Genomic DNA, 20,396 nt, shown 5'->3' with positions numbered 1-20,396 from the left:
CACTTATAACAGATTCTGGAGACCCCCATGGAAAACGCCACTGCCACACCGCCTTACCCCCGAAATTTTTCCCACCTTGGTCTCTCCGTCCCCGACCTGGATAAAGCTGTTGCCTTTTACACCGAGGTGATGGGCTGGTATCTGATCATGGCGCCAACCGACATAGAGGAAGATGACAGTGCCATTGGTGAGATGTGTACCGATGTATTTGGAGCAGGCTGGGGCAGCTTCCGCATTGCGCACCTTTCCACTGGAGACCGCATCGGCGTGGAGCTGTTCCAGTTTCCCAACCAGCAAGCCCCGGATAACAACTTCGAATACTGGAAAACAGGCGTATTTCACTTCTGCGTGCAAGATCCAAACGTGGAACAACTCGCGGAAAGAATCGTTGCCGCTGGTGGAAAGAAACGGATGGCAGAGCCCCGTTACTACTATCCCGGAGAGAAGCCCTACCGAATGATTTATATGGAAGACCCGTTCGGTAATATCCTCGAGATCTACAGCCACAGCTATGAATTGATCTACAGCGCTGGAGCCTACTAATCGCGGCGGATGCCGGCGCGACATACAGGGGCGGGATCCCGGCAGACAATCCTGAACATTGAAAACGGGGTCCCGAGAACGAAAAAAGCCGCCATCAGGCGGCTTTTCGGATTTGGAGCGGGTGAAGAGAATCGAACTCTCGTATGCAGCTTGGGAAGCTGCCGTTCTACCATTGAACTACACCCGCCGAGAGAAACGGGAATATAGTCAAAAGGCCGCCAGTTGGCCAGTCCCTCTCGTAGTTTTCGTCACACTTGGGCGCAAAGGCGGTACACTTTTCGTCAACGGCGTTTAGCCATCTCAACGATGGCCACTATAAGGAGAAACACATGCCAGTCGCGTTTGTCAGCGGAGCCAGGGGATTTCTGGGTGGGCATATCGTAGAACAGCTACTCGACAACGGCTGGGACGTCACGGCCGTTGTCCGGCCTCGCAGCGATGCCTCCGCGCTTCAGGCCAAGGGCGTATCGGTCGTCCAGGCGCCACTGGATAATGCCACCGAACTGGCGCTGGTCATGCCTGCAGCCCCGGATGCGGTGTTCCATGTGGCGGGCAACACCAGCCTGTGGCGTCGCGGCAATGCACAGCAGTACCGTGACAATGTGATGGGCACCCGAGCCATGGTGAGCGCCGCGCTAAAAAATGTGGCGGGGCGTTTTCTCCACACCTCGTCCATTTCTGCCTGGGGTATCCAGGACAGTCCCATCAACGAGGAAACACCGTCCAACGCGGCCAGCGACTGGATCAGCTACAACCGCACCAAGTTTCTCGCCGAGCAGGAAGTGGAAAACGGTATCAAGCAGGGATTGGATGCCGTGATCCTGAACCCCTGCGGAATCATCGGCGCCGGCGACACCCACAACTGGTCGCAGATGATCAAACTGATCAACGATGGCAAGCTGCCAGGCGTGCCGCCGGGGGGCGGCAACTTCTGTGCCGTTGAGGAAGTCGCCCGCGCACACCTTGCGGCCTTGGACAAGGGTGTCTGCGGCGAGCGCTATATCCTTGCCGGAGTAGAGGCGAGTTTTCTGGAGCTGGTACAAACCATCGCCGGCCGGCTTGGCCGCAAGGCGCCATCCAGAACAGTGCCGCCTGCCGTCCTGCGACTGGCCGGGCAGCTTTACCCGATTGCCAGCCTGTTTACCGGCAACGAGCCACGACTGACACCCGAGAAGGTCGCGCTGGTGACCAGCCGTGTACATGCCGACGGCAGCAAGGCAGTGCGGGAGCTGGGCTTCAATGATCAGGTCCCACTGGCCACCATGGTCGAGAATTGCATCACCTGGATGGCCACAGAGAAAATGCTTTAATGCTGTGACGGGATGACGCTGATCAGACCGCCCGATACACCCGGAAACGGTTGGTTTCCGCTGCCACCTGAACATGCCCGAAGGCATCATCGAGCCATTGGGCATAGGGCAACTCACGATTGGCCACCAACCAGATCTCACCGCCCTCTCGCAGGTGTCTGGGGGCGTCGGCAATCAATCGGCGGGTAATGTCCGTGGTTCGCTGACGTCGGTCGTGAAACGGCGGGTTGGTGACAATCATGTCCACACGACCGGATACCGGTGAAAACAGGTCTCCCCCCATGACCCGACCCTGAAGGTCATTTTTCTCAAGGCTCGCCTGGCATGCCGCTACCGCAGAGGCACTCACATCCACGGCCTGAACCTGCCAGCCTTGCCGCGCCAGGGAAATCGACAGCACACCGGCGCCACAGCCCATATCAATGACTTTGCCGGGGGACGGCAAACGATGACCCGCCATGGCATCCAACAAGAGCTGAGACCCTTCATCCAAACGGCCATGGCTGAAGACCCCGGGGTAACTCACCGCCGTCAACTCCCCCACGGGAATACTCTGCCCCCAGGCCGCCAGAGTTTGGCTGGCACCGGGTTGTAGCATGCCACGGTACAATTTGCAGTGCCGCGCACTATCCACCAGCTCGACCTCATCCACATGGGCTTCAAGGTGCTTGAGCGCCCCGCGAATGCCGCCTTTGGCAGGTCCAATCAGCCACAACTCCACCGGTTTATCCAACGCACCGGCTAACCCATTGAGCAAGAAACGCAGTCGGTCGATGGATTTGGGCAATGGCAACACCAGCAAATCCACTTCATTAGCCACCGAAGGCAGTGGCGACCACTGATGCGCGCCGATGGTAAAGTCATCCGCATGCACGTGAATTTGCGCATCGATATTCAACCCGGTCAACGCAGGATCATTGGCCTCCACAACAAGCACCTGACGGCCTGCCAGAGCCTCATCCTGCCGAACTAACAACTGGGTAGTGTTTTCCATCATTCGTGCGCCAACATTGCCAATAAAAACGGGCTGCAGTATAGCGCATACTCCCTGTGAGACCGCAGCCACTGGCCGCGAAAGTTTTACACAATCTCTCCCCTCTGGCCCCCCGGTTTGCGTAGAATCAGAATCATTCTGACGATGTGGAGACACTCATGGTTGGCACTGCGCCCTTCACCCGCGCTGTAGTACTGCTGGCCTGCAACCTGATTTCTTCGTTGGTTTTTGCCGCCACGGACAGCGGCAACTTCCGCCAGGCACTGGATGCAGCGCGACATGACGACTGGGAGACCCTCTCCCGAATGGAAAAGCAGCTGGGGGACGAACACCCACTGCAGGCCTATCTGGATTTTCATCGCCTGCGCGCTGCGCTGCCAAACCTGAATCCCCAGCGGATCAATGACTACGTCCGGGATTACCCCGACTCACCGCTCCCTACGGATATTCGACAGCTGGCTCTGGTGGCCTACGGCAAGGCCGAGCGCTGGGACGATGTGCTCGCCATCTGGCAACAGCCGCCGTCTGCCACCAGCCTGAAATGCTATTACTATCGCGCCAAAGTGGCTCAGGGTGATACCCAGGCCTTGCAGAGTGCCCGGGACATCTGGGCCCATGGCCGCTCGCTGCCCGATGCCTGCGACCCGCTGTTCGAGGCCGCCCAGAAGCAAGACATCATTGATGACACCGCGATCTGGGAACGCCAGCAGCTGGCATTTGAAGCGGGCCAGTACAGCCTGATGCGTTACCTGGACCGCAAGCTGGATGGCAGTGCCTATGCGGATGCCAGCCGTCGGCTGAAAACACTGTACCGCTCACCGGAGCAGCTGCAGTCACTACCGCACTCACTGCCCCCCACCCAGCGTCAGGCACTATTGCAGGCAGGTGTTTATCGCTGGATTCAGACGGATACGGTCGCCGCCCGCCAGTGGTACGAAAAGCACGCACAGAAAGACATTCCCGATGTGGACGCGCGAGAAACACTGGCCCGGCGCCTTGCCTGGTACTCCACTATTCGCGGCATTGAAGAAAACCGGCCATGGCTGGACCAATGGCTGGATCAGCATGCCGACGCGGAACTGCTGATCCAGCGGACCCGCCGCGCCATCATCGAGCAAGACTGGCCCGGCGTTGAGCATTGGGTGACACGGATGCCTGAGACAGAACGGCAGGAATCTCGCTGGCAATACTGGCTGGCCAAGGCCCAGGAACAAAACGGAGAGCCTGACGCCGCCCGCACCCTGCTACAGCAAGCCGCCAAAGGCCGGAATTTTTATGCCTTTCTGGCAGCAGACCAATTGGGCGAGCCCTATCAGTTTTCCACTGCCGCCTTTGTCCAGGGGGAGGATTTCTCTCCCCCTCCCGCGGCAGCGCGTATTGGCATGCTGCTCGACATGGGGGAAGACCGTGCAGCCCACGAAGAGTGGATGTGGCTGATGTGGCACAGCAATGAGCAGCAGCAACGACAGCTTGCCCAGTATGCCCTTGAACAGCAGTGGTACAGCATGGCCGTGGCCGCGTCTATTCAGGCCAAGGCCTGGGATACTCTCGCCTGGCGTTTCCCGCCGGCCTATCGACAGACATTCGAAAAAGCCGGCCGCGAGAATGATCTGGATCCGTGGCTCGCCATGGCAGTTTCGCGCCGGGAAAGCGCCTTTAATCCACGTGCCCGTTCACCGGTGGGTGCCAGCGGACTGATGCAACTGATGCCTGCCACTGCGCGCAATGTGGCACGGGACAGCGGCCATGCGCGGCCGGATCAGGAAAAGCTGTACGACAAGGACCTCAACATCGCCCTCGGCAGCCATTACCTGGCTGGCCTGCTGGAACAGTTCAATGGCAATCGACTGTTGGCGCTGGCCGCCTACAATGCTGGCCCGCACCGATTGAACAGCTGGCTGGAAGAGGACGACAAGGCAGTGGCCGCCGATGTCTGGATAGAATCCATTCCGTTCCGGGAAACCCGGGACTACGTTAAAGCGGTGCTTACCTACCGGGCGATCCTGATCGGCTTGCACGATGACAAGCCGCGCAGCGCCCTGCTGTTAACCGAAGCAGAGAGCCAGAGCCTGTATTCCTTGTCACTGCTTGAGTAGCCCGCTCACGCAGTGACAGAGAAGAAACGCGAAAGCAGAACAGAAGAAAGCGGCGAGAGATTAGTCCAGTTGCCGGATGTGGTAATCCAGCCGCCTTTTCGCCAGAAAACCGTTCAATTCAGGCGTGTTGGCAATACGTCGACGCAGGTGAATGCTGCGCGCGGGCTCACGGGTAAACGCCATCACGGCATTGTGACAATCACTGCAAGACAATCGGAAACGGCTGGCAAAACCATGCTCGGCCAATGGCCAGTCAGCCGCCACAGGGCTATCTCGGTATTCCTGCCAGTCGCCGAAGTTCATCACCAGTGTTCCCGTCGGGGTCAGGTTATCCGCCAGACAGGCAAACCACTCAGGGTCCGCCGCTACGGCACGGGTCACCTGATCATTGCTGGGCGCAAACAGGTCTTCAATGATCAAGTCAAAGGGAGGACCATCGTAGGCCTGCAGCCATAACCTGGCATCGGCCAGCCAGGTGTCGACCCCAAACGACTCAATGGCAAATACCTCGCGGGCGACCTCCAGATGCGGCGCATCCAGCTCCACCGCCATCAGAATCTCCGGGTCAAGCAAGCGGCGCAACGGGGGAATCAGGGACCCCCCACCCAGTCCCAGTACCAGAACCCGTCGACACTGGCTGGGCTCATGCAACAGGGCCGGCAACCAGAGCAAATCCCAGACGCTTCCTGTCAGCAAGCGTCCGGGATGAAACTCGGAATGCTGAATGCCGTTGGCATACAGGCGTAGCGTTTTCCCTGCCTGGCGAACTTCGTAGTGCACACCATCGCGATCCGCACTCCATACCACTGCCATTGGTTATTTTTCCAGGGTCAGGGTCAGGCCAGACACTTCACCGTCCAATGTGGATTCATTGAGATAGACACGGGCCTGGGCAACCTCGAATTCCTGTACCAGCGCGGCTTTGGCATTCTCTGAACGCAACCGGGCCAACTCCACCAGTTGCTCACGGGTCACCGCCTGCGCTTCCTGGGTCACCATGGCATCCCAGGCCGCACGGGCCAGAATCGCATCGGCGGCCTCTTCCTCTTCTGGCAACGACGCACTGACCAGCGTCTCAACCTCCTTGTCCGTCTCCGATTCATAGCGGCGAATCAGCTTGCGGCGCAAACGTTTGTCCTGAACCGCAACATCAATACTGGTCCAGTCACGGCCATCAATATCATCACCAACACGTTGCGCCGCCAATGCTGTCCGGTCATCCGCGTTGGTAGTACCGACCAATCCGATATTCAGGTGCGGTTTTTCCGCCAGCACCTTGGACAACGCATCCAGAGACGAAAGCGTCTGGGGGCCCACCTCGGCACTGCCCGGTGTGAAGGTGATCTGCTCCAGGTTCTCCCCTCCGGCCAGCCCGGCCAGCACAGAGAACGGGGCCGTGGCAGCCTTGACGATGATATTGGTGAGCACTTTCAGAATCATGCCACTGACACTGAAGCTCGGATCATCAAGATCACCGGACATTTTCACCGGCAGGGTGATTTCACCAGAACGACTCCGCAACACGGACAGGCCCAGCTTGACGGGCGCCTTGACGGCCTCGTCGCTCGGAACTTTCTCGCCCAGATAAAACTGGTCTGCCTGAATATCTGTGACGCTGTCCAGGTGGCGATTCTCAATGGACACTTCCGTCTCCACGCCCAACTGACCTTTTTCTACCTTGTAGCCCAGATAATGGCCCGTAAAGGGGGTCAAGCCCGTCATTTCATAGTTCTTGAGAGACACATTCATGTCAGTAAACAAAGGCTCCGGTGACAGGCTGCCCTTGATACTGAACGGCGCATAACGATCGACCTGGGCATTCAGGTCCAGACTCGCCCGGCTGCCTGGACGCGTGCTCAAATTACTGACCACCCCGGAAAGCTGATACAAGCCGATCTTGAAGTTCGGACTCACCGACAGGTCTTCATGGCGTACCTGGCTGCCCACCAGGCGAACGCGCTTGATGCCCACTTGCCAGGGCGCCGACGATTCGCTGCCCTGTGCCGCGGGGGCCGGGCGGGTACCTGCCTCAATGCGCGCAGAAGCATCTCGCCCCTGATTATCAATGCGGTGGAGCATATCCATACCCGTCAGCGCAATCTCGTTGATGCCGACTTGCTGGTTGGCAGTGGACAACGAGAGCCCCTTGATTCGGGTCTGGTTCAGTTTGAGCAGCGGGCTACCGTTCTCCAGCAGGTTCAGCCCATCCACCGCCACATCCCCTGTTACCGTGAAATCCGGTGATTCCCCTTCCACTGCGGTGTTCAATTCAAGACCCAGTGAGCCCGCCGCCAGGCGCAGCGGCATCTCCCGCTCCAGCCACGGCGACAAAGGCGCCAGCGGAAGCGCCGTCAGGGAAGCCGACGTATTGATGGACAATGGGGCGAGCTGGCCTTTCCCGGTGTGACTCAACTTGCCTTCACCCAGTACAGTGGCCGCGCCTTCCCAACTGAACGGCGATTCTTCTCCGACCACCAGATCCTTGAGCGTAAACACGCCCTCTTCCAGCATCACGGTTTGCGCCGGATTCAGGGTGCGATCCACAAACTCGAACCGGTTACCATCCACTTTCAAGGCATCCAGGTGAAGCACCCACAGGGTTTCTGCTTCAGCAATTCTCTCTGCCGCCTGCTGGGCTTTTTCCTTGACGACCTGTTTACGCTCTTCAGCTTCATCGGGATCCGGAGGCAGAAACAGCGTCGCCAGATCAAGGCCCGCACTCCCCAGGATGGCCCGAATATGCGGTTGATTGATCAGCACCTCGGGAATATTCACCGTCTGTGAAAGGGTATCTACCGCAACACCGGACACCTTTACCTGAGGCAGCAACAGGCTTGGGGTCTCCTCGGCAGGGTTCTGAATCGCCAGATCGCGCAGCACCACCTGGCCCTTGCTGACCATCAATTGAGCATCAGGCTCGGCATTAAAGGCATATTCGGCTTCCACATCGAGCTCGCCCGAAGGCACAGTGAAGCGCACCTGTTCTGCCCCGAGCCTGGCCAGTGAAACCAGGTCTACCCCTTGCACCTGCAACCGGCCATTGGCAACAAAGGGGCTGAATTCGAAATGGCCATTCCAGTCGAACACCCCGCCATCCGGGCCTTCCAGGCGAATGGCATAATCATTCTGACCCTCGCCCTTCGATACCGTCGAGAAATTGCTGACGGTAAATGCCACGGGCAAAGTCAGTTGATGCGGCTCCTTGCCGGTGGCCTCGGTATAGCGCAGGTCACCATTGGTGAGCGTCATGGTGGCAATAGCCAGGCTCGGCAACCCGCCCTCATCCTCATCGCTCCCCACTGGCTTAGGCTCTGCCGGGCCCTCGGCAAACTGCGCCTGGGCGTGGGCGATCACATCATCGAAATTGAAAACGGATTCAGGATTCCGCTGGGCCCGTAATGTCAGGCCCTCTACGCTGATCTCGTCGAAGTACCAGGTCCAGCGGAACAGGGAAGAGAGCTGAAAATTCACATACAGACGATCAAAACCGGCCAGCACCTCAGTCTGCTCATCCGCAATGGCAAAGCCATCGACCTCTGCACTGAGTACCAGAGGGTTAAAACGCACTTCGGAAATGGTGACGTCGCGGCCCGTCAGATCAGCCAGCGCCTGTCGGGCGTTATCCTTGACCAGCCCCGGCACCACAAAGAAACCCACCAGGGTATACAGCACGAACAACAACGCCAGAACCACCAGTGTTTTGCCCTTCCAGCTGGCGCTTTTCCAAGATTGCGTGACCTTCACTACCCCACCTCTTGTACTGATTCTGATCCTGACGCCATGGTAGCAGTTGAGCGTGACAATGGCGCGCTAAACCCATTGCAGCCCTCCCCTTGGCGTGGACAATGGCGGCAATATCTACGGGAGAACCGTCATGAGTGACAACTACCTGCTCAACCTTTATGAAAAAACACTGAAACTGCCTGCCGGTCGCAAGCTGTTTTCCATGGTGTTCAGCCGCAAGGCCCCCTATTTTGCCACCATCACGCCGGTCATCACGGAATTGCGCCCCAACTTCTGCGAAGTGAAATTCAAAAAACGCAAAGGGGTGGAGAATCACATCCAGACAGTCCATGTGATCGCCATTTGTAATGCCCTGGAATGCGCCATGGGGGCCATGGCGGAATCGTCGATTCCCAAGCACCTGCGTTGGATCCCCAAAGGCATGAACGTGAATTACACCGCCAAGGCCAGCAGCAACATCACCGCCACTGCCGAGGTAAAACCGGAAGACTGGAAGCCCGGTGACCTGCCTGTCACTGTCAAGGCCATGCGTGACGACGGCACGGTGGTCGTAGAAGGCACCATTAACCTGTGGGTCAGCGAAAAGCCCAAGAAATAACCTGACTCGGGCCACCCCTCAGGTGGCCCGCCTTTCCCTCCGGTTACAGACTCAAGACCTCCACCCCAAGCCAACATAACGGTACACTGCATCGCACAAGCCTTTTAGGCACACAATAAAACTAACGTGCCAACGCCCCACAGAAAGGCATCACCAGGGTTGAACGCAGGATGCGTTGGCTCGAGACATGAGGGGAAGGATAACCATGCTGATTTTGCCCGTTGGCGAAAAAGAAGGGCATCGCGCGCCGCCGTGGGTATGCATTTTTCTGATCATACTTAACACGCTGGTTTACGCGATCTGCACCCATCAGGACCATCAGCTGGACGACCCCTTCAGCGAAGAGCAAGCCAACATACTAGCCGAGTATGAATCCGGCCTCTTGCTCGAGTGGCTTGCCCAGGGCGATGCCCGTACCTACTCCGATGCTTTAGCCATGGGCGACCGAGGCCCCGACTTCATGTGGCAATACGGTTGGTTTGATCAGGCCTTTGCCCAAGTGATCCACGCACACTGGCAGCAACAGCCGCCCACTCATCAGTGGCAGGAACTACGCTCTCAGCTGGAGGAGTGGACAGCCACCCTGTCCACTTTCCGGTGGGGACTCACGCCCAACTCGACCACACCGACGACCCTGCTCTCATCAATGTTCATGCACGGCGACTGGTTCCACCTGCTTGGCAACATGGTATGGCTGATCATTTTTGGTATTGCCATGGAACGCTACTGGGGCTCCAGGCGCTTCCTTGGCGCCTACCTGTTATCCGGGATCGGTGCCGGTGTGTTTTACGTGTTGTTGAATCAGGAAAGCGGTATCCCACTGGTGGGAGCGTCCGGGGCTATTTCCGGCCTGATGGGACTCTATGCCGGCACCTACCGCCTTAAGAAGCTGGAATTTTTCTACACACTGGGGTTTCTGTTCGGCAGCTTTAAAGCGCCAGCGCTGGTACTGTTTCCTGTCTGGCTGGGTTGGGAGCTGGTGCAATCGGCCACAGTACAAAGCAATGTAGCCTACCTGGCCCATGCCGGCGGCTTGATCAGCGGCGTCCTTATTGCCGCGGCACTTCCCTGGACCGGTCAATCTCGCCATCAGCGGGCAGGAAGCAACACTGACAGTAATGAGCGGGAAGTCCCTGAAAGCTGCCTCCAGCTTGCCGAGCAACTGCGCTTTGATGAAGCGGGTCAGCGCTGCAGGCAACTGCTGGAGCAGCACCCTCAAAGCCGGCCCTTGTTGGGCTTCTTCCTCTTGATGGGGCTGCGCCAACAGCAGCTTGATAGCAACATGAAAGATGCCATGAAGAAGCTTAACACTCTACCCGCCAGTGCCGGCACGCTTTGGTGGTTATGGGAAGAATTTGAAAGACTGGGTGGCGATGTCGCAACGCTCCCCCCCCCTTTTCGGCTCTTGCTGGCAGAACTGGCCTGGAAACAAAAACAGGTCGCCAAAGCCAAAGCGCTGGTAGCGAGCCTCCAGCAGCAGCAATGGCAGCACCCCCGACTGGATAAACTCAGTGCACAGATTGCGGGCTGCTGAGACGATGGAATAGCGACAGGACCTGCGTCCCCTCGTCACTTTCCAGCGTGCCAGGAGACTGACGTTTCACAAAGCCCAGCAGTTTCCCGGCGGTGCCTGCATCTCCCTCTTCCAGATACAAGTGAGCGAGCAACAAATACGCCTCCGCAAGCCCGCTGAACCCGGGAGACCATTTGTGCATGTTCACCAGTAATCGTCTCGCTTCGGGCACCCGCCCACGCTCATGCAGAGAACGGGCAAGCGACACACTCAATGCCGGATCATCCTCCAGGCGCATCCCGGACTCCTGCTGTAGCGCTTCCAGCCATATCTGCACCGCAGTCCCTTGATTACCCATGCTGTGCTGGGCACGAATGAAACGCATGAGATGCTCTTTCCAGGGTTTTTCCTTCCCTAGCAGTCTTAACAACCGCAGGCGACGCCAGTTAAGTTCCTGGTGCATGGGTGCGGTGCCAAGGCCGCGGTTAATCAGTCTCAACGCATCTTCAAGACGACCTTCCTGAGCATAGATATGAGCAATTCCGAGCGACTCGGCAACCTCATAATCATCTGCGGACAGTGAGCGCCCTCGATCTTCATCAGCCGCCAGACCGAGTTCTCTTGCCTTCTCATTCAACAGCGCGCCCATCATCGCCGCAGCGACTAACGTGGTATAGGCAGAAAAGACACCGCCCACGAAAACAAGCGGGGCGGTGGCATCCCCGGACTCCAGCATGGCCGGCGCCGCGGAAACTGCCATGACCGCGAGCCACAGCAAAAGATATGACCCACCAACGGTCACGATGAGTTGCAGCCAGCGCAGTGGGTTTAGAGCGCTTCGCAACGACCGGCTAACCGCAAGAATCATCAGAACAGCAGGCAGAATCAGTGCAGCCAGGGCCAGCAAACCCAGCGTCAGAACCATCGACACCCCCGCCAACAAAGCCGGTCCAACAAATAAAACCAGCATCACACCAATCTGGCGTACCAGTAGCCCGCCCTCACTAATGGCATCCATGGGAGACGGCGGCGTCCACTTATCACCGGCAACGTCTGCAATCACCAGCAACGAGTACACCGACAACAGCATGGCAACAAACAGGAACAGAAGCAGGGTGGGTAGCCCTCCGATGGCCGCATTCGCGCCGCCAAAGAGTAATACCAGCCACAGCGCTGGCAGCTGAACAGGGTAACGAAGAATATCTTTTGAACGCTTCCAGAATGGCAAGCCGGGCTGACCGTCACCGCGCCACTCCAGGCGCTGGCTACATAAAGGGCAACGGGGCTGGCCGGCCGCAAAATTGGCCTCTCCACCGGGTACGCACTGGGTACAGTAGGGTTTGTTACAGCCCTCACAGACCCAACTTGCCGGTTTACGCGAATGGTATCCACATGCTTCCATGCATGCCCCCTCAGACTTGTTTAGCGTTTGATAAAAGCGGCCGTTCTGTCTGCCGCCATGTTGATAAGATCCTGTTGATCCAAACCGCTGCGTTTGAGTGGCTTGAAATCATGATCCCCCGAAGGCAGCCAGTGTACCTCAATCCCGCCCCCCAACGGATACTCGCCAACTTCATCCGGTTTCCCAAACGGATCACGCTCACCCTGACAAATCAGCATCGGCACCGCGAGTGAGGCCAGGTGTTCCGTTCGGGTGTTTTCGGGTTTGCCGGGAGGATGAAACGGGTAGCCAAACGCGACGACACCATCGATCTCGCTCGCGCCCTCCGCTGCCAGCATTGATGCCATCCGACCGCCCATGGATTTCCCGCCGACCCACAAGGGCAGGCCTGACCGCTCAACGCTGGCCACTTGCCTGGCAAAGGCCTCCAGCAGTTGGGGGGCGCGATTCGGGGGAAACTTGCGCTGTTCCTCGCGTCTGCGCTGCATATAGGGGAATTCAAAGCGCACCACCTGAATTCCCCGGTCAGCCAACGCCTCTGCCAGCAATTCCATAAACGGGCTGTCCATGGGAGCCCCTGCGCCGTGAGCCAACAACAGGGTAGCCACGGGGTTTTTGGCCGAACTGATTAGTGTCATAACGCGTCTTCGAGTGCTTTCAGATGGGCTTGCAAGGCCAGCCTGAAATCCACCTGGAACAGATCAAGGGGAGGTTGTTTGATAACGTCCGCCACCACGGGCGCAGGGTGACTCAGGGCCCAGCAACCGATAAGCGCCTGCTGGACCTGCAGCAGATAAGTGCCGGCCTTGTCGACAGGTAACCCGAAGTGATCCGACAACCGCTGGGCTAAAATCGTGAAATGTTGCAGTAACGACGCTTTAAAGCGGCGCGCCTGATCCGCATCCAGGTTTTGCTCCAGCACACTGTGAAGAATTGCCGTCAGCCGACAGAACAGGGGTCTGCTCAGCAATAGCTCGCTGAGGCGTTCCCACATGGGGCCCGCCTGCCCCTCCGGCAATGGCACTGCCACCATGTCTTCCAGTTCACCGAGGTACAGCGCCAGAAACAGGGCTTCCTTGGAGGGGTAATACCGATAGAGCGCAGCCTTGGTGACACCGGCCTGACGTGCGATATCGACCAGACTGATGGTCTCGAATCGTTGTCGTGAAAAATATCCCGCCGCAGCATCAAGTATCTGCGCACGCCGCAGGGCCTTCTGCTCTGGCGAGCGGGCTCGCTGGAAGCGGCACTGATTCATCGCTGCAACAGACCAGCCAGCTTGCGCGTCACTGCCCGTGGCGACACCTTGCCCAGCCAAACGGTGATCAGGTTTTTCCAACCGGGGATAACAATGGCTTTGCGTCTTCCGGCTAACGCCTTGCTGACCACTGCTTGCGGGGTCATGGTTCCTGCCTTGAATAGCAGGGTATTGGTCATATTCGCTTCGCTGGCGAATTCAGAATCCGTGGCGCCCGGACACAAGGCACTGACCGCAACGCCCTCTCCCTTGAGCTCTTCATGCAGGGCTTCACTGAAGGAAAGCACAAACGCCTTGCTGGCATAGTAGACCGCCATATTGGGCCCGGCCTGAAAGGCCGCAGTAGACGCCACATTGATGACAAAGCTGTTAGGCCGGGACTTGAGCCCCGGCAGCAGCCGCCAGGTCAGATCCACCAAGGCCGTGACGTTCACCTGAATCATATCCAGCTGTCGCTGAAGTGATAACGCCTGAAAACCCCCGCGGTCGCCAAAACCGGCATTATTGATCAACCCGCCAAGGGTAATACCCCGCGTGTCCAGCTCACTCACCAGTGCCTGCGCCGCGCCGGCCACTGCCAGATCTGAAGCAATACAGGCAACCTCGATGTTATGACGCGCCTTCAGCTCACTGGCCAGGGCCTCCAATCGATCCAGACGCCGTGCCACCAGGACAAGGTGCTGTCCTTCTGCTGCCAACTGACGGGCAAATTCTTCTCCGATCCCGGCGCTGGCACCGGTAACCAAAACAGCATGCATGCGACTCTCCCGAATAGACTGTCGTGGGGCAGCATGTCGACGAGTCCACCACCCCAATAAGTAACCTTGGGTAACTAATTTACCACGACAGCCCATTCACCCCCTGTCACCGTGGGCCAATCACCGCGCTTTGCGCGTCCCAGAGTGCCAATTGACCGTGGGGGCCCGGCGCTACGAAACCGCTAGTGTCCAGCGCCAGTGTCTCTCGCCCCTGTAGTCCAGCCGCACGACAGGCGGTGTCAAAGCGCTGGCGCAGCAGGTGTGACCAGGCACCCTGCCCCGACTGCCGCTGATGCCAGCGGCTGTTGTAGATGGCCCCCCCATGCAAATCACGCATCACAGACATGACCTTCTCTGCCCGGTCAGGGTAGTGCTCCGCCAGCCACTCTTCCCACAAGGGGCCCACCTCATGAGGCAACCGCAACACCACATAGCCGGCATGCTCTGCCCCGGCCATGGCCACCTGCCCGACAATATCTTCCAGTTCGTGATCGTTGATAAAAGGAATCACCGGCGCCACCAACACACTCACAGGCACACCCGCACGGCTTAACTCGCGAATGACCCGCAGTCGGTCCTTGCCGCCACTGGCACGCGGCTCCAGTTGCGCCTTGAGACGATTATCCAGGGTCGTGACCGACACCGTCACCGAGGCACGTCCAGCCCGTGCCATCGGTGCAATCAAATCCAGATCCCGCAGCACCAGGGTACTCTTGGTAATCAGACTGAAAGGATGCTGGCTATCCGCCAGTACCTGAAGCATCTCCCGTGTCAGTCGTCTCTCACGTTCGGCGGGTTGGTAAGGATCGGTGGCAGTACCCAGAACGACGGGCTGGCATTGATAGCCCGGCTTGCGAAGGCTTTCACGCAACACCTCGGCGGCATTTTCCTTGCAGAAAATTTCGCTTTCGAAATCCTGCCCGGGAGAGAGATCCACATAGGCATGGTTCGGGCGCGCGTAACAATAAATGCAGCCATGTTCACAGCCGCGATAGGGATTGATGCTCTGGGAAAAAGGCAAATCCGGACTGCGGTTGGTCACAATAATACTTTTGGCAATTTCCCGGTGGTAGCGGGTGGGCCGATTCTGGGGCGCCTCGTCCAAATCACTGTGACGGCTGGCGAAGCGCCCGGGAATCCGGCTAAGAGTGCCACGGTTGACAGCTGGCATAATCGCCCCCTCAATATACTGACCATATGAACAGTATATTAGCGAGGGTCCGGGCTCAAGTCTGTTGCACCATTACGGCCATCAACACAGTCACCTCAGAGCGTTTTCACCTACAGGCTGCGTAACTTGCGCAATTCACGCACCCCTACCGCCAGTGTCATGAAATCATGGGGACTGTCCGCCTGCAGACTCTGCAGCCGGTGCATGCCGAACTGTACCTTGTTGCGGGATTTCTCCTGCCAGGCCGTGAACCGGGCATCGGCACTATCGCCTTCCTGCTCCAGTACCTTGGCCGCCACCTGCCGATGCAGGCGGTAGGTATCCTCGCGCAGATTGGCCCGGGCCAGCGCCTGCCATTTCCCTTGCACATTCAGATCAATGATCGCCGACAGCAGCCAGAGAATATTGAGCCGGTCGCCTACCGCGAAGTACACCTGAGCCGCCATGGCGAGGGGCACCTGTGCCTGCGAGGCGAGCTCGACAATATCCGGCGCGCTACCCAGCACCATGGTGTTGGCCAACAATCGGGCTTCTTTGGCAGGAACCCCATCGTCCCCCATGCCCTCTACCGCCTGCTGCCATTCTTCCCGGTAACTGCCCGGCAGGACCTCTGGCAGCATGGCTTCCAGCTCGGCGATGGGCTTTCGGTATCGATTCACCGCCTCCGCCACCGGGCGACGCCCCCACTTGTAGAACAGCAACCAGGTGGTCATGTGCTTCATGAGCCCAATCACCCGGCCGTACAAGCGCAACTGCACCTGACTGTCCACCTGCCCATCCAGACCATCCACCGGTGCCCAGTAGAGGTCGCCATCAAAAACGGCATGGGCCATGGCGTACGCTTTCACCATACGATGCCGGGACAAGCCATGCTCATCGGCGAAACGATGCACAAAGGCAAATCCCATGCGGTTAACCACAGCATTGGCCAGCACCGTGGCAATCAACTCCCGGCGCAGGCCATGTTGCAGCAAGTCGTCGCGATAGTGCTGAACCATTTCGTCCGGGAAATAGTGAAGCACATCCTGATCGAAGAACGGGTCGTCTGGCACGTCCGACGCCAACACCGCATCAAACAGCGCATTCTTGGTGTACGACAGCAGCACGGACAGTTCGGGGCGGGTCAGCCCCATGCCTCGGGTACGACGCTCACCAAGACTTTCATCATCCGGCAGGTATTCCACAGCCCGGTTGAGGATACCCTGTCGCTCCAGCGTCCGGAGGTGGTTGGCGTGCTCGTCGAGACGACTTTCGGCGTCGTATTCCAGCAGGCTTAACGCCAGGCTTTGTACATAATTATCCCGCAGCACCGAGCTCGCCACGTCGTCGGTCATGCGCTCCAGCATGGGATCACGGGTGTCCCGATCAAGGCGGCCATCGCGCATGCGCTGGTTGAGCGGAATCTTGATGTTCACTTCCCGGTCGGAACTATGCACACCACCGGAATTATCAATGGCATCGGTATTGATTCGCCCACCGTTCAAGGCATATTCAATGCGCCCGAGCTGAGTCAGCCCCAGGTTACCGCCCTCACCCACGACTTCGCAGCGCAGTTCACGGCCATTGATGCGAATCGCCTCATTGGCCCGGTCACCCACCTGGGCATGGCTTTCATTGCTGCCTTTGACATAGGTGCCGATCCCGCCATTCCAGAGCAGTTCCACTGGTGCCTTGAGAATCGCCGTGATCAATTCAGCCGGGGTCAGGGTCCGCTGCGCGATCCCAAGGGCTTCGCAGGCTTGCTCACTGAGCGTCAGGCTCTTGGCACTGCGAGAATAGACTTCTGCACCCTCAGACAGGCAAGTACGATCGAAATCATCCCAGCTGGTACCACGGGTGTTGAACAGCCGCTGGCGCTCCACGAATGTGGCCGCCGGATCAGGATCAGGGTCGATAAAAATGTGCAGGTGGTTAAACGCTGCCACCAGCCGAATCTGTTCCGACAACAACATGCCATTGCCGAAGACATCGCCTCCCATGTCGCCAATACCGGCCACTGTAAAGGGCTGCCTCTGGATGTCCTTGCCCTTTTCACGGAAGTGCCGCTTCACACTTTCCCAGGCGCCGCGGGCGGTGATGCCCATCTTCTTGTGGTCGTAGCCTGCCGAGCCGCCAGAGGCAAAGGCATCACCCAACCAAAAACCGTATTCGTCCGCCAGACCGTTAGCGATATCCGAGAAAGTCGCGGTCCCCTTGTCGGCAGCCACGACCAGATAGGGGTCGTCCTTGTCGTGGCGCACCACCCCAGGGGGCGGCACGACCGTCTCCCCTTCCCGGTTATCGGTGATATCCAGCAGGCCACGGATGAACTGCTTGTAGCAGGCGATCCCTTGTTTCTGCCAGGCATCACGGTCCGCCGGGTTCCCCTGCTTGACCACGAAACCGCCCTTGGCACCCACCGGCACAATGATGGCATTCTTGACCATCTGGGCTTTGACCAGGCCCAGCACTTCAGTGCGAAAATCCTCGCGACGATCTGACCAACGCAACCCGCCACGGGCCACCGGTCCGCCACGCAGATGGATACCCTCCATTTGCGGGGAATACACAAAGGTTTCAAACATGGGCAGCGGTTTGGGTAATTCGGATACCACCGTCGGGTCCAGCTTCAGGCTGACCCAGGACTTGTTATCCCCGTGCTCATCCGGTTGATAGAAATTGGTCCGCAAGCCTGCCCGCACAACGCTCAGGAACGCCCGCAATACCCGGTCCGCATCCAGAGAGGCCACCTGATCGAGGTGATGGTCCAGCGCCTGGGCCAGTTTCACGCCGTCATCCCTGCGCTGGCTGTCGCTACAGGAAGGATCAAAACGGTTCTCGAACAATTGCACCAACAACCGCGCAATCACGGCATGGTCCGCCAGCAACTGCTCCATATAGCTTTGCGAATACGGCAGCCCGGTTTGCACCAGATACTTTGTCAGGGTGCGCAGGCAAACCACCTGCCGGGCATCCAGCCCCGCCAGCAACACCAGTCGGTTGAGCCCATCGTTTTCGATGCGTCCCTGCCAACAGGCAAGAAAGGCTTCCTCGAAATAGCGCTTCTGCTGGACCGGACCCAGCGCGCAATCGCCGGCGACGCGGACATCAAACACCTGGATCCACTGATCGGCTTCTTCACGCACGCTCACCCGGGTCGGATCCTGACTGACCACTCGCAAGCCAAAGTGCTCCAGCATGGGCAGCACATCCGACAGACCAATCGGTTTTTCCCGGGAATAGAGTCGCAAGCAGGTGGGACAGGCAGGCCCTTCCTCACTGGACACCGCCAAAGACGGCAACACCGGCTGGTCAGCAGACAACTGCGACAGGTAGTGAATGTCAGCGGCAGCCTCCATGGCACGGGTGGTTTCCTGATACCCCACCGGAAAGGCGCTGGCATAACGTCGCGCCAGGCTCACTCCCTCATCGCCATCTTCGTGCAGCACCTCCCGTAATTGATCCGACCAGGACCGCGTCACGGATACCAGTCGCTCCTCCACCTGGCTTTCGCTCATGGCCAGATGCGTTCCCTGGGGAATACGAATAATGCAATGGATGCGCGCCAGCCCTTCACGGAGGAAGTCCACCGTGCGCTCCACCGACAAGCCATTACACAAGCTCTTCAGCTCATTGGTAACGTGGTCACGTAATTCACGGGAGTAGCGCTCACGACTGAGGTAGACCATGCAGGAGTAAAAGCGACCGTAACGATCACGGCGCATGAACAGGCGCAAATGATGACGGTCACGCAGGGCCCGGATGCCCATGCAAATGTGATAGAGCTCTTCTTCACTGCACTGAAACAATTCATCACGGGGCAACTGGTAAATGATGTCTCGCAAGTGCTTGCCGGAATGGGAGCGCTCGGGCAACCGTGACCGCTCCAGCACGTAGTTCACCTTGCGGCGAATCAGCGGAATATCCCGGGGACGATTGATATAGGCATCCAGGGAAAACAGGCCGATATAGCGGTCCGTGCCCTCTACACTTCCGTCCTGCGCCAACCGCTTGATGGAAATCACATCCATATAATGGGGATGATGGATCGAAGAACGGGCGTTGGCCTTGGTTACGACCACCAGCCGGCCATGGCTGATGTACTTGGCCATTTCATCATGGGGGGCGATAAACTCATCCGCATCGGCATAACGGCTGCCATGCCTGGCAATGCCCAGCCCGGCCTCATTTTCCAGATGCAGTCGCATGCCATCATCCACGACCTCTGCATGGGAGCGGGCATAGCCGAGAAAGGTAAAGTGGTCCAGGCTTAACCACTCGATAAACGCCCCCGCTTCTTCCAGTTCTTGCTGGTCCCGTTGTGGAAAATGACCAGAAAGATTCTCACGGGTTGCCTGCAGGTTGGCGAGCATTGCCGGATAATCCGCGACGACCACCCGCAACTCCCCCAGCACCAGCTCCAACTGCTCCTGCAAGCGTGCATAGGCCTCAAGGCTGCCCAGCGGCTCGAATTCGACATGGATCAGCGATTCCGCCGGGTGTTCACCGTCGCTCACCCCTTGCACCTGGATGATCTGGCCTTTGTCATCGCGCCGTAGCTGCAATACTGGATGAATGGTCCAGTCGATGGCGGTACCCGCATCCCTCACCGCCATCGCCACCGAGTCCACCAGAAATGGCATGTCGTCAGCCACGGTCCGCAGGCAAGCCATGGCCCCGGAACGGGACGGGGGTTCAATCTGAATCAGTAATTCGCGGTCCCGGTGTCGGGCCAGCAGCCAATGCTGCCAGGCCATCTGGAAAAGCTGTTCGGGGGGCCGTGCAGTCAGCGCGGCAAGACTGGCCATTTCGAAATAGGCGGCGAGAAAGCGGCGGAACAGGCTTTGTTCCTCGGGGTTGACCTGGGCAGCAACGAGGCTTTCCAGCTGCGCCTGCAACAGGGCCTGACGCTGGGCGATGTCATCCTGCATCGAGTCCTCCGGCATCCGTCAGAGTGAGGGCATCACAGCCCTTTTGTTCACTCTATACCGGGGTTGATGACGATTGCCACCCTTGCGAAAGCGACGGGG

Annotated in this window: 14 protein-coding genes and 1 tRNA gene; 5 read left to right on the top strand and 10 right to left on the bottom strand. The window is 58.5% G+C overall.

Annotated features, from left to right (window positions below):
• Nucleotides 1–27 precede the first annotated feature (27 nt).
• Nucleotides 28–543 (top strand): lactoylglutathione lyase family protein, encoded by a 516-nt coding sequence (locus tag D4A39_RS02295; protein ID WP_022986340.1) that lies wholly within the window; start codon nucleotides 28–30, stop codon nucleotides 541–543.
• 113 nt (nucleotides 544–656) lie between these two features.
• On the opposite strand, the gene D4A39_RS02290 is transcribed toward D4A39_RS02295, so the two are convergent.
• Nucleotides 657–730 (bottom strand) — tRNA-Gly (locus D4A39_RS02290).
• Nucleotides 731–872: 142 nt separating this feature from the next.
• Between D4A39_RS02290 and D4A39_RS02285 the strand changes: the two genes are divergently transcribed.
• The gene (locus D4A39_RS02285; RefSeq protein WP_022986339.1) at nucleotides 873–1,853 is read left to right on the top strand and encodes an NAD-dependent epimerase/dehydratase family protein; all 981 of its coding nucleotides are present in this window, start codon (nucleotides 873–875) and stop codon (nucleotides 1,851–1,853) included.
• 22 nt (nucleotides 1,854–1,875) lie between these two features.
• Here D4A39_RS02285 and D4A39_RS02280 read toward each other — a convergent pair whose 3' ends face one another.
• Nucleotides 1,876–2,850, bottom strand: a complete 975-nt coding sequence (locus tag D4A39_RS02280; RefSeq protein WP_233552387.1) for a methyltransferase — start codon at nucleotides 2,848–2,850, stop codon at nucleotides 1,876–1,878.
• Nucleotides 2,851–3,005: 155 nt separating this feature from the next.
• On the opposite strand from D4A39_RS02280, the gene D4A39_RS02275 reads away from it, so the two are divergent.
• Nucleotides 3,006–4,943: a transglycosylase SLT domain-containing protein gene (locus D4A39_RS02275; protein WP_022986337.1), complete on the top strand. Its 1,938-nt coding sequence runs from the start codon at nucleotides 3,006–3,008 to the stop codon at nucleotides 4,941–4,943.
• Nucleotides 4,944–5,003: 60 nt separating this feature from the next.
• Here D4A39_RS02275 and D4A39_RS02270 read toward each other — a convergent pair whose 3' ends face one another.
• The gene (locus tag D4A39_RS02270) at nucleotides 5,004–5,756 is read right to left on the bottom strand and encodes a hypothetical protein (RefSeq protein WP_022986336.1); all 753 of its coding nucleotides are present in this window, start codon (nucleotides 5,754–5,756) and stop codon (nucleotides 5,004–5,006) included.
• Nucleotides 5,757–5,759: 3 nt separating this feature from the next.
• The gene (locus D4A39_RS02265; RefSeq protein ID WP_119917419.1) at nucleotides 5,760–8,687 is read right to left on the bottom strand and encodes a DUF748 domain-containing protein; all 2,928 of its coding nucleotides are present in this window, start codon (nucleotides 8,685–8,687) and stop codon (nucleotides 5,760–5,762) included.
• 130 nt (nucleotides 8,688–8,817) lie between these two features.
• On the opposite strand from D4A39_RS02265, the gene D4A39_RS02260 reads away from it, so the two are divergent.
• Both D4A39_RS02260 and D4A39_RS02255 read left to right on the top strand, forming a co-directional pair.
• Nucleotides 8,818–9,285: a hotdog fold domain-containing protein gene (locus D4A39_RS02260; protein WP_119917418.1), complete on the top strand. Its 468-nt coding sequence runs from the start codon at nucleotides 8,818–8,820 to the stop codon at nucleotides 9,283–9,285.
• Between the two features lie 205 nt (nucleotides 9,286–9,490).
• The gene (locus tag D4A39_RS02255; RefSeq protein ID WP_158586910.1) at nucleotides 9,491–10,819 is read left to right on the top strand and encodes a rhomboid family intramembrane serine protease; all 1,329 of its coding nucleotides are present in this window, start codon (nucleotides 9,491–9,493) and stop codon (nucleotides 10,817–10,819) included.
• Here the strand turns inward: D4A39_RS02255 and D4A39_RS02250 are convergent.
• From D4A39_RS02250 to D4A39_RS02225, 6 genes are all read right to left on the bottom strand, one after another.
• A complete protein-coding gene (locus D4A39_RS02250) occupies nucleotides 10,794–12,200 on the bottom strand; it encodes an ABC transporter permease (protein WP_119917416.1) in 1,407 nt (468 codons plus the stop codon). The two genes, D4A39_RS02255 and D4A39_RS02250, sit on opposite strands and share 26 nt — an antisense overlap.
• Nucleotides 12,201–12,220: 20 nt before the next feature.
• On the bottom strand, nucleotides 12,221–12,838 hold the full coding sequence (locus tag D4A39_RS02245; protein WP_119917415.1) for an alpha/beta fold hydrolase: 618 nt from the start codon (nucleotides 12,836–12,838) through the stop codon (nucleotides 12,221–12,223).
• Complete coding sequence (locus D4A39_RS02240) at nucleotides 12,835–13,458, bottom strand: TetR/AcrR family transcriptional regulator (RefSeq protein ID WP_022986235.1); 624 nt, start codon at nucleotides 13,456–13,458, stop codon at nucleotides 12,835–12,837. The genes D4A39_RS02245 and D4A39_RS02240 overlap by 4 nt, the downstream gene beginning before the upstream one ends.
• Nucleotides 13,455–14,216, bottom strand: a complete 762-nt coding sequence (locus tag D4A39_RS02235) for an SDR family NAD(P)-dependent oxidoreductase (RefSeq protein WP_119917414.1) — start codon at nucleotides 14,214–14,216, stop codon at nucleotides 13,455–13,457. Before D4A39_RS02235 ends, D4A39_RS02240 begins: the two co-directional genes overlap by 4 nt.
• Before the next feature lie 106 nt (nucleotides 14,217–14,322).
• Nucleotides 14,323–15,387 carry a PA0069 family radical SAM protein gene (locus D4A39_RS02230; RefSeq protein WP_119917413.1) on the bottom strand — a complete coding sequence of 355 codons (1,065 nt, stop codon included), beginning with the start codon at nucleotides 15,385–15,387 and terminating at the stop codon, nucleotides 14,323–14,325.
• Between the two features lie 110 nt (nucleotides 15,388–15,497).
• Nucleotides 15,498–20,297 (bottom strand): NAD-glutamate dehydrogenase, encoded by a 4,800-nt coding sequence (locus D4A39_RS02225; protein ID WP_022986238.1) that lies wholly within the window; start codon nucleotides 20,295–20,297, stop codon nucleotides 15,498–15,500.
• Nucleotides 20,298–20,396: the final 99 nt, after the last annotated feature.

Origin of the sequence: Alcanivorax profundi (genome assembly GCF_003597125.1) — a bacterium.
Lineage (GTDB): Bacteria > Pseudomonadota > Gammaproteobacteria > Pseudomonadales > Alcanivoracaceae > Alcanivorax > Alcanivorax profundi.
The sequence above is the reverse complement of the archived record's forward strand: the minus strand, read 5'-3'. Positions and strand labels throughout refer to the sequence as shown.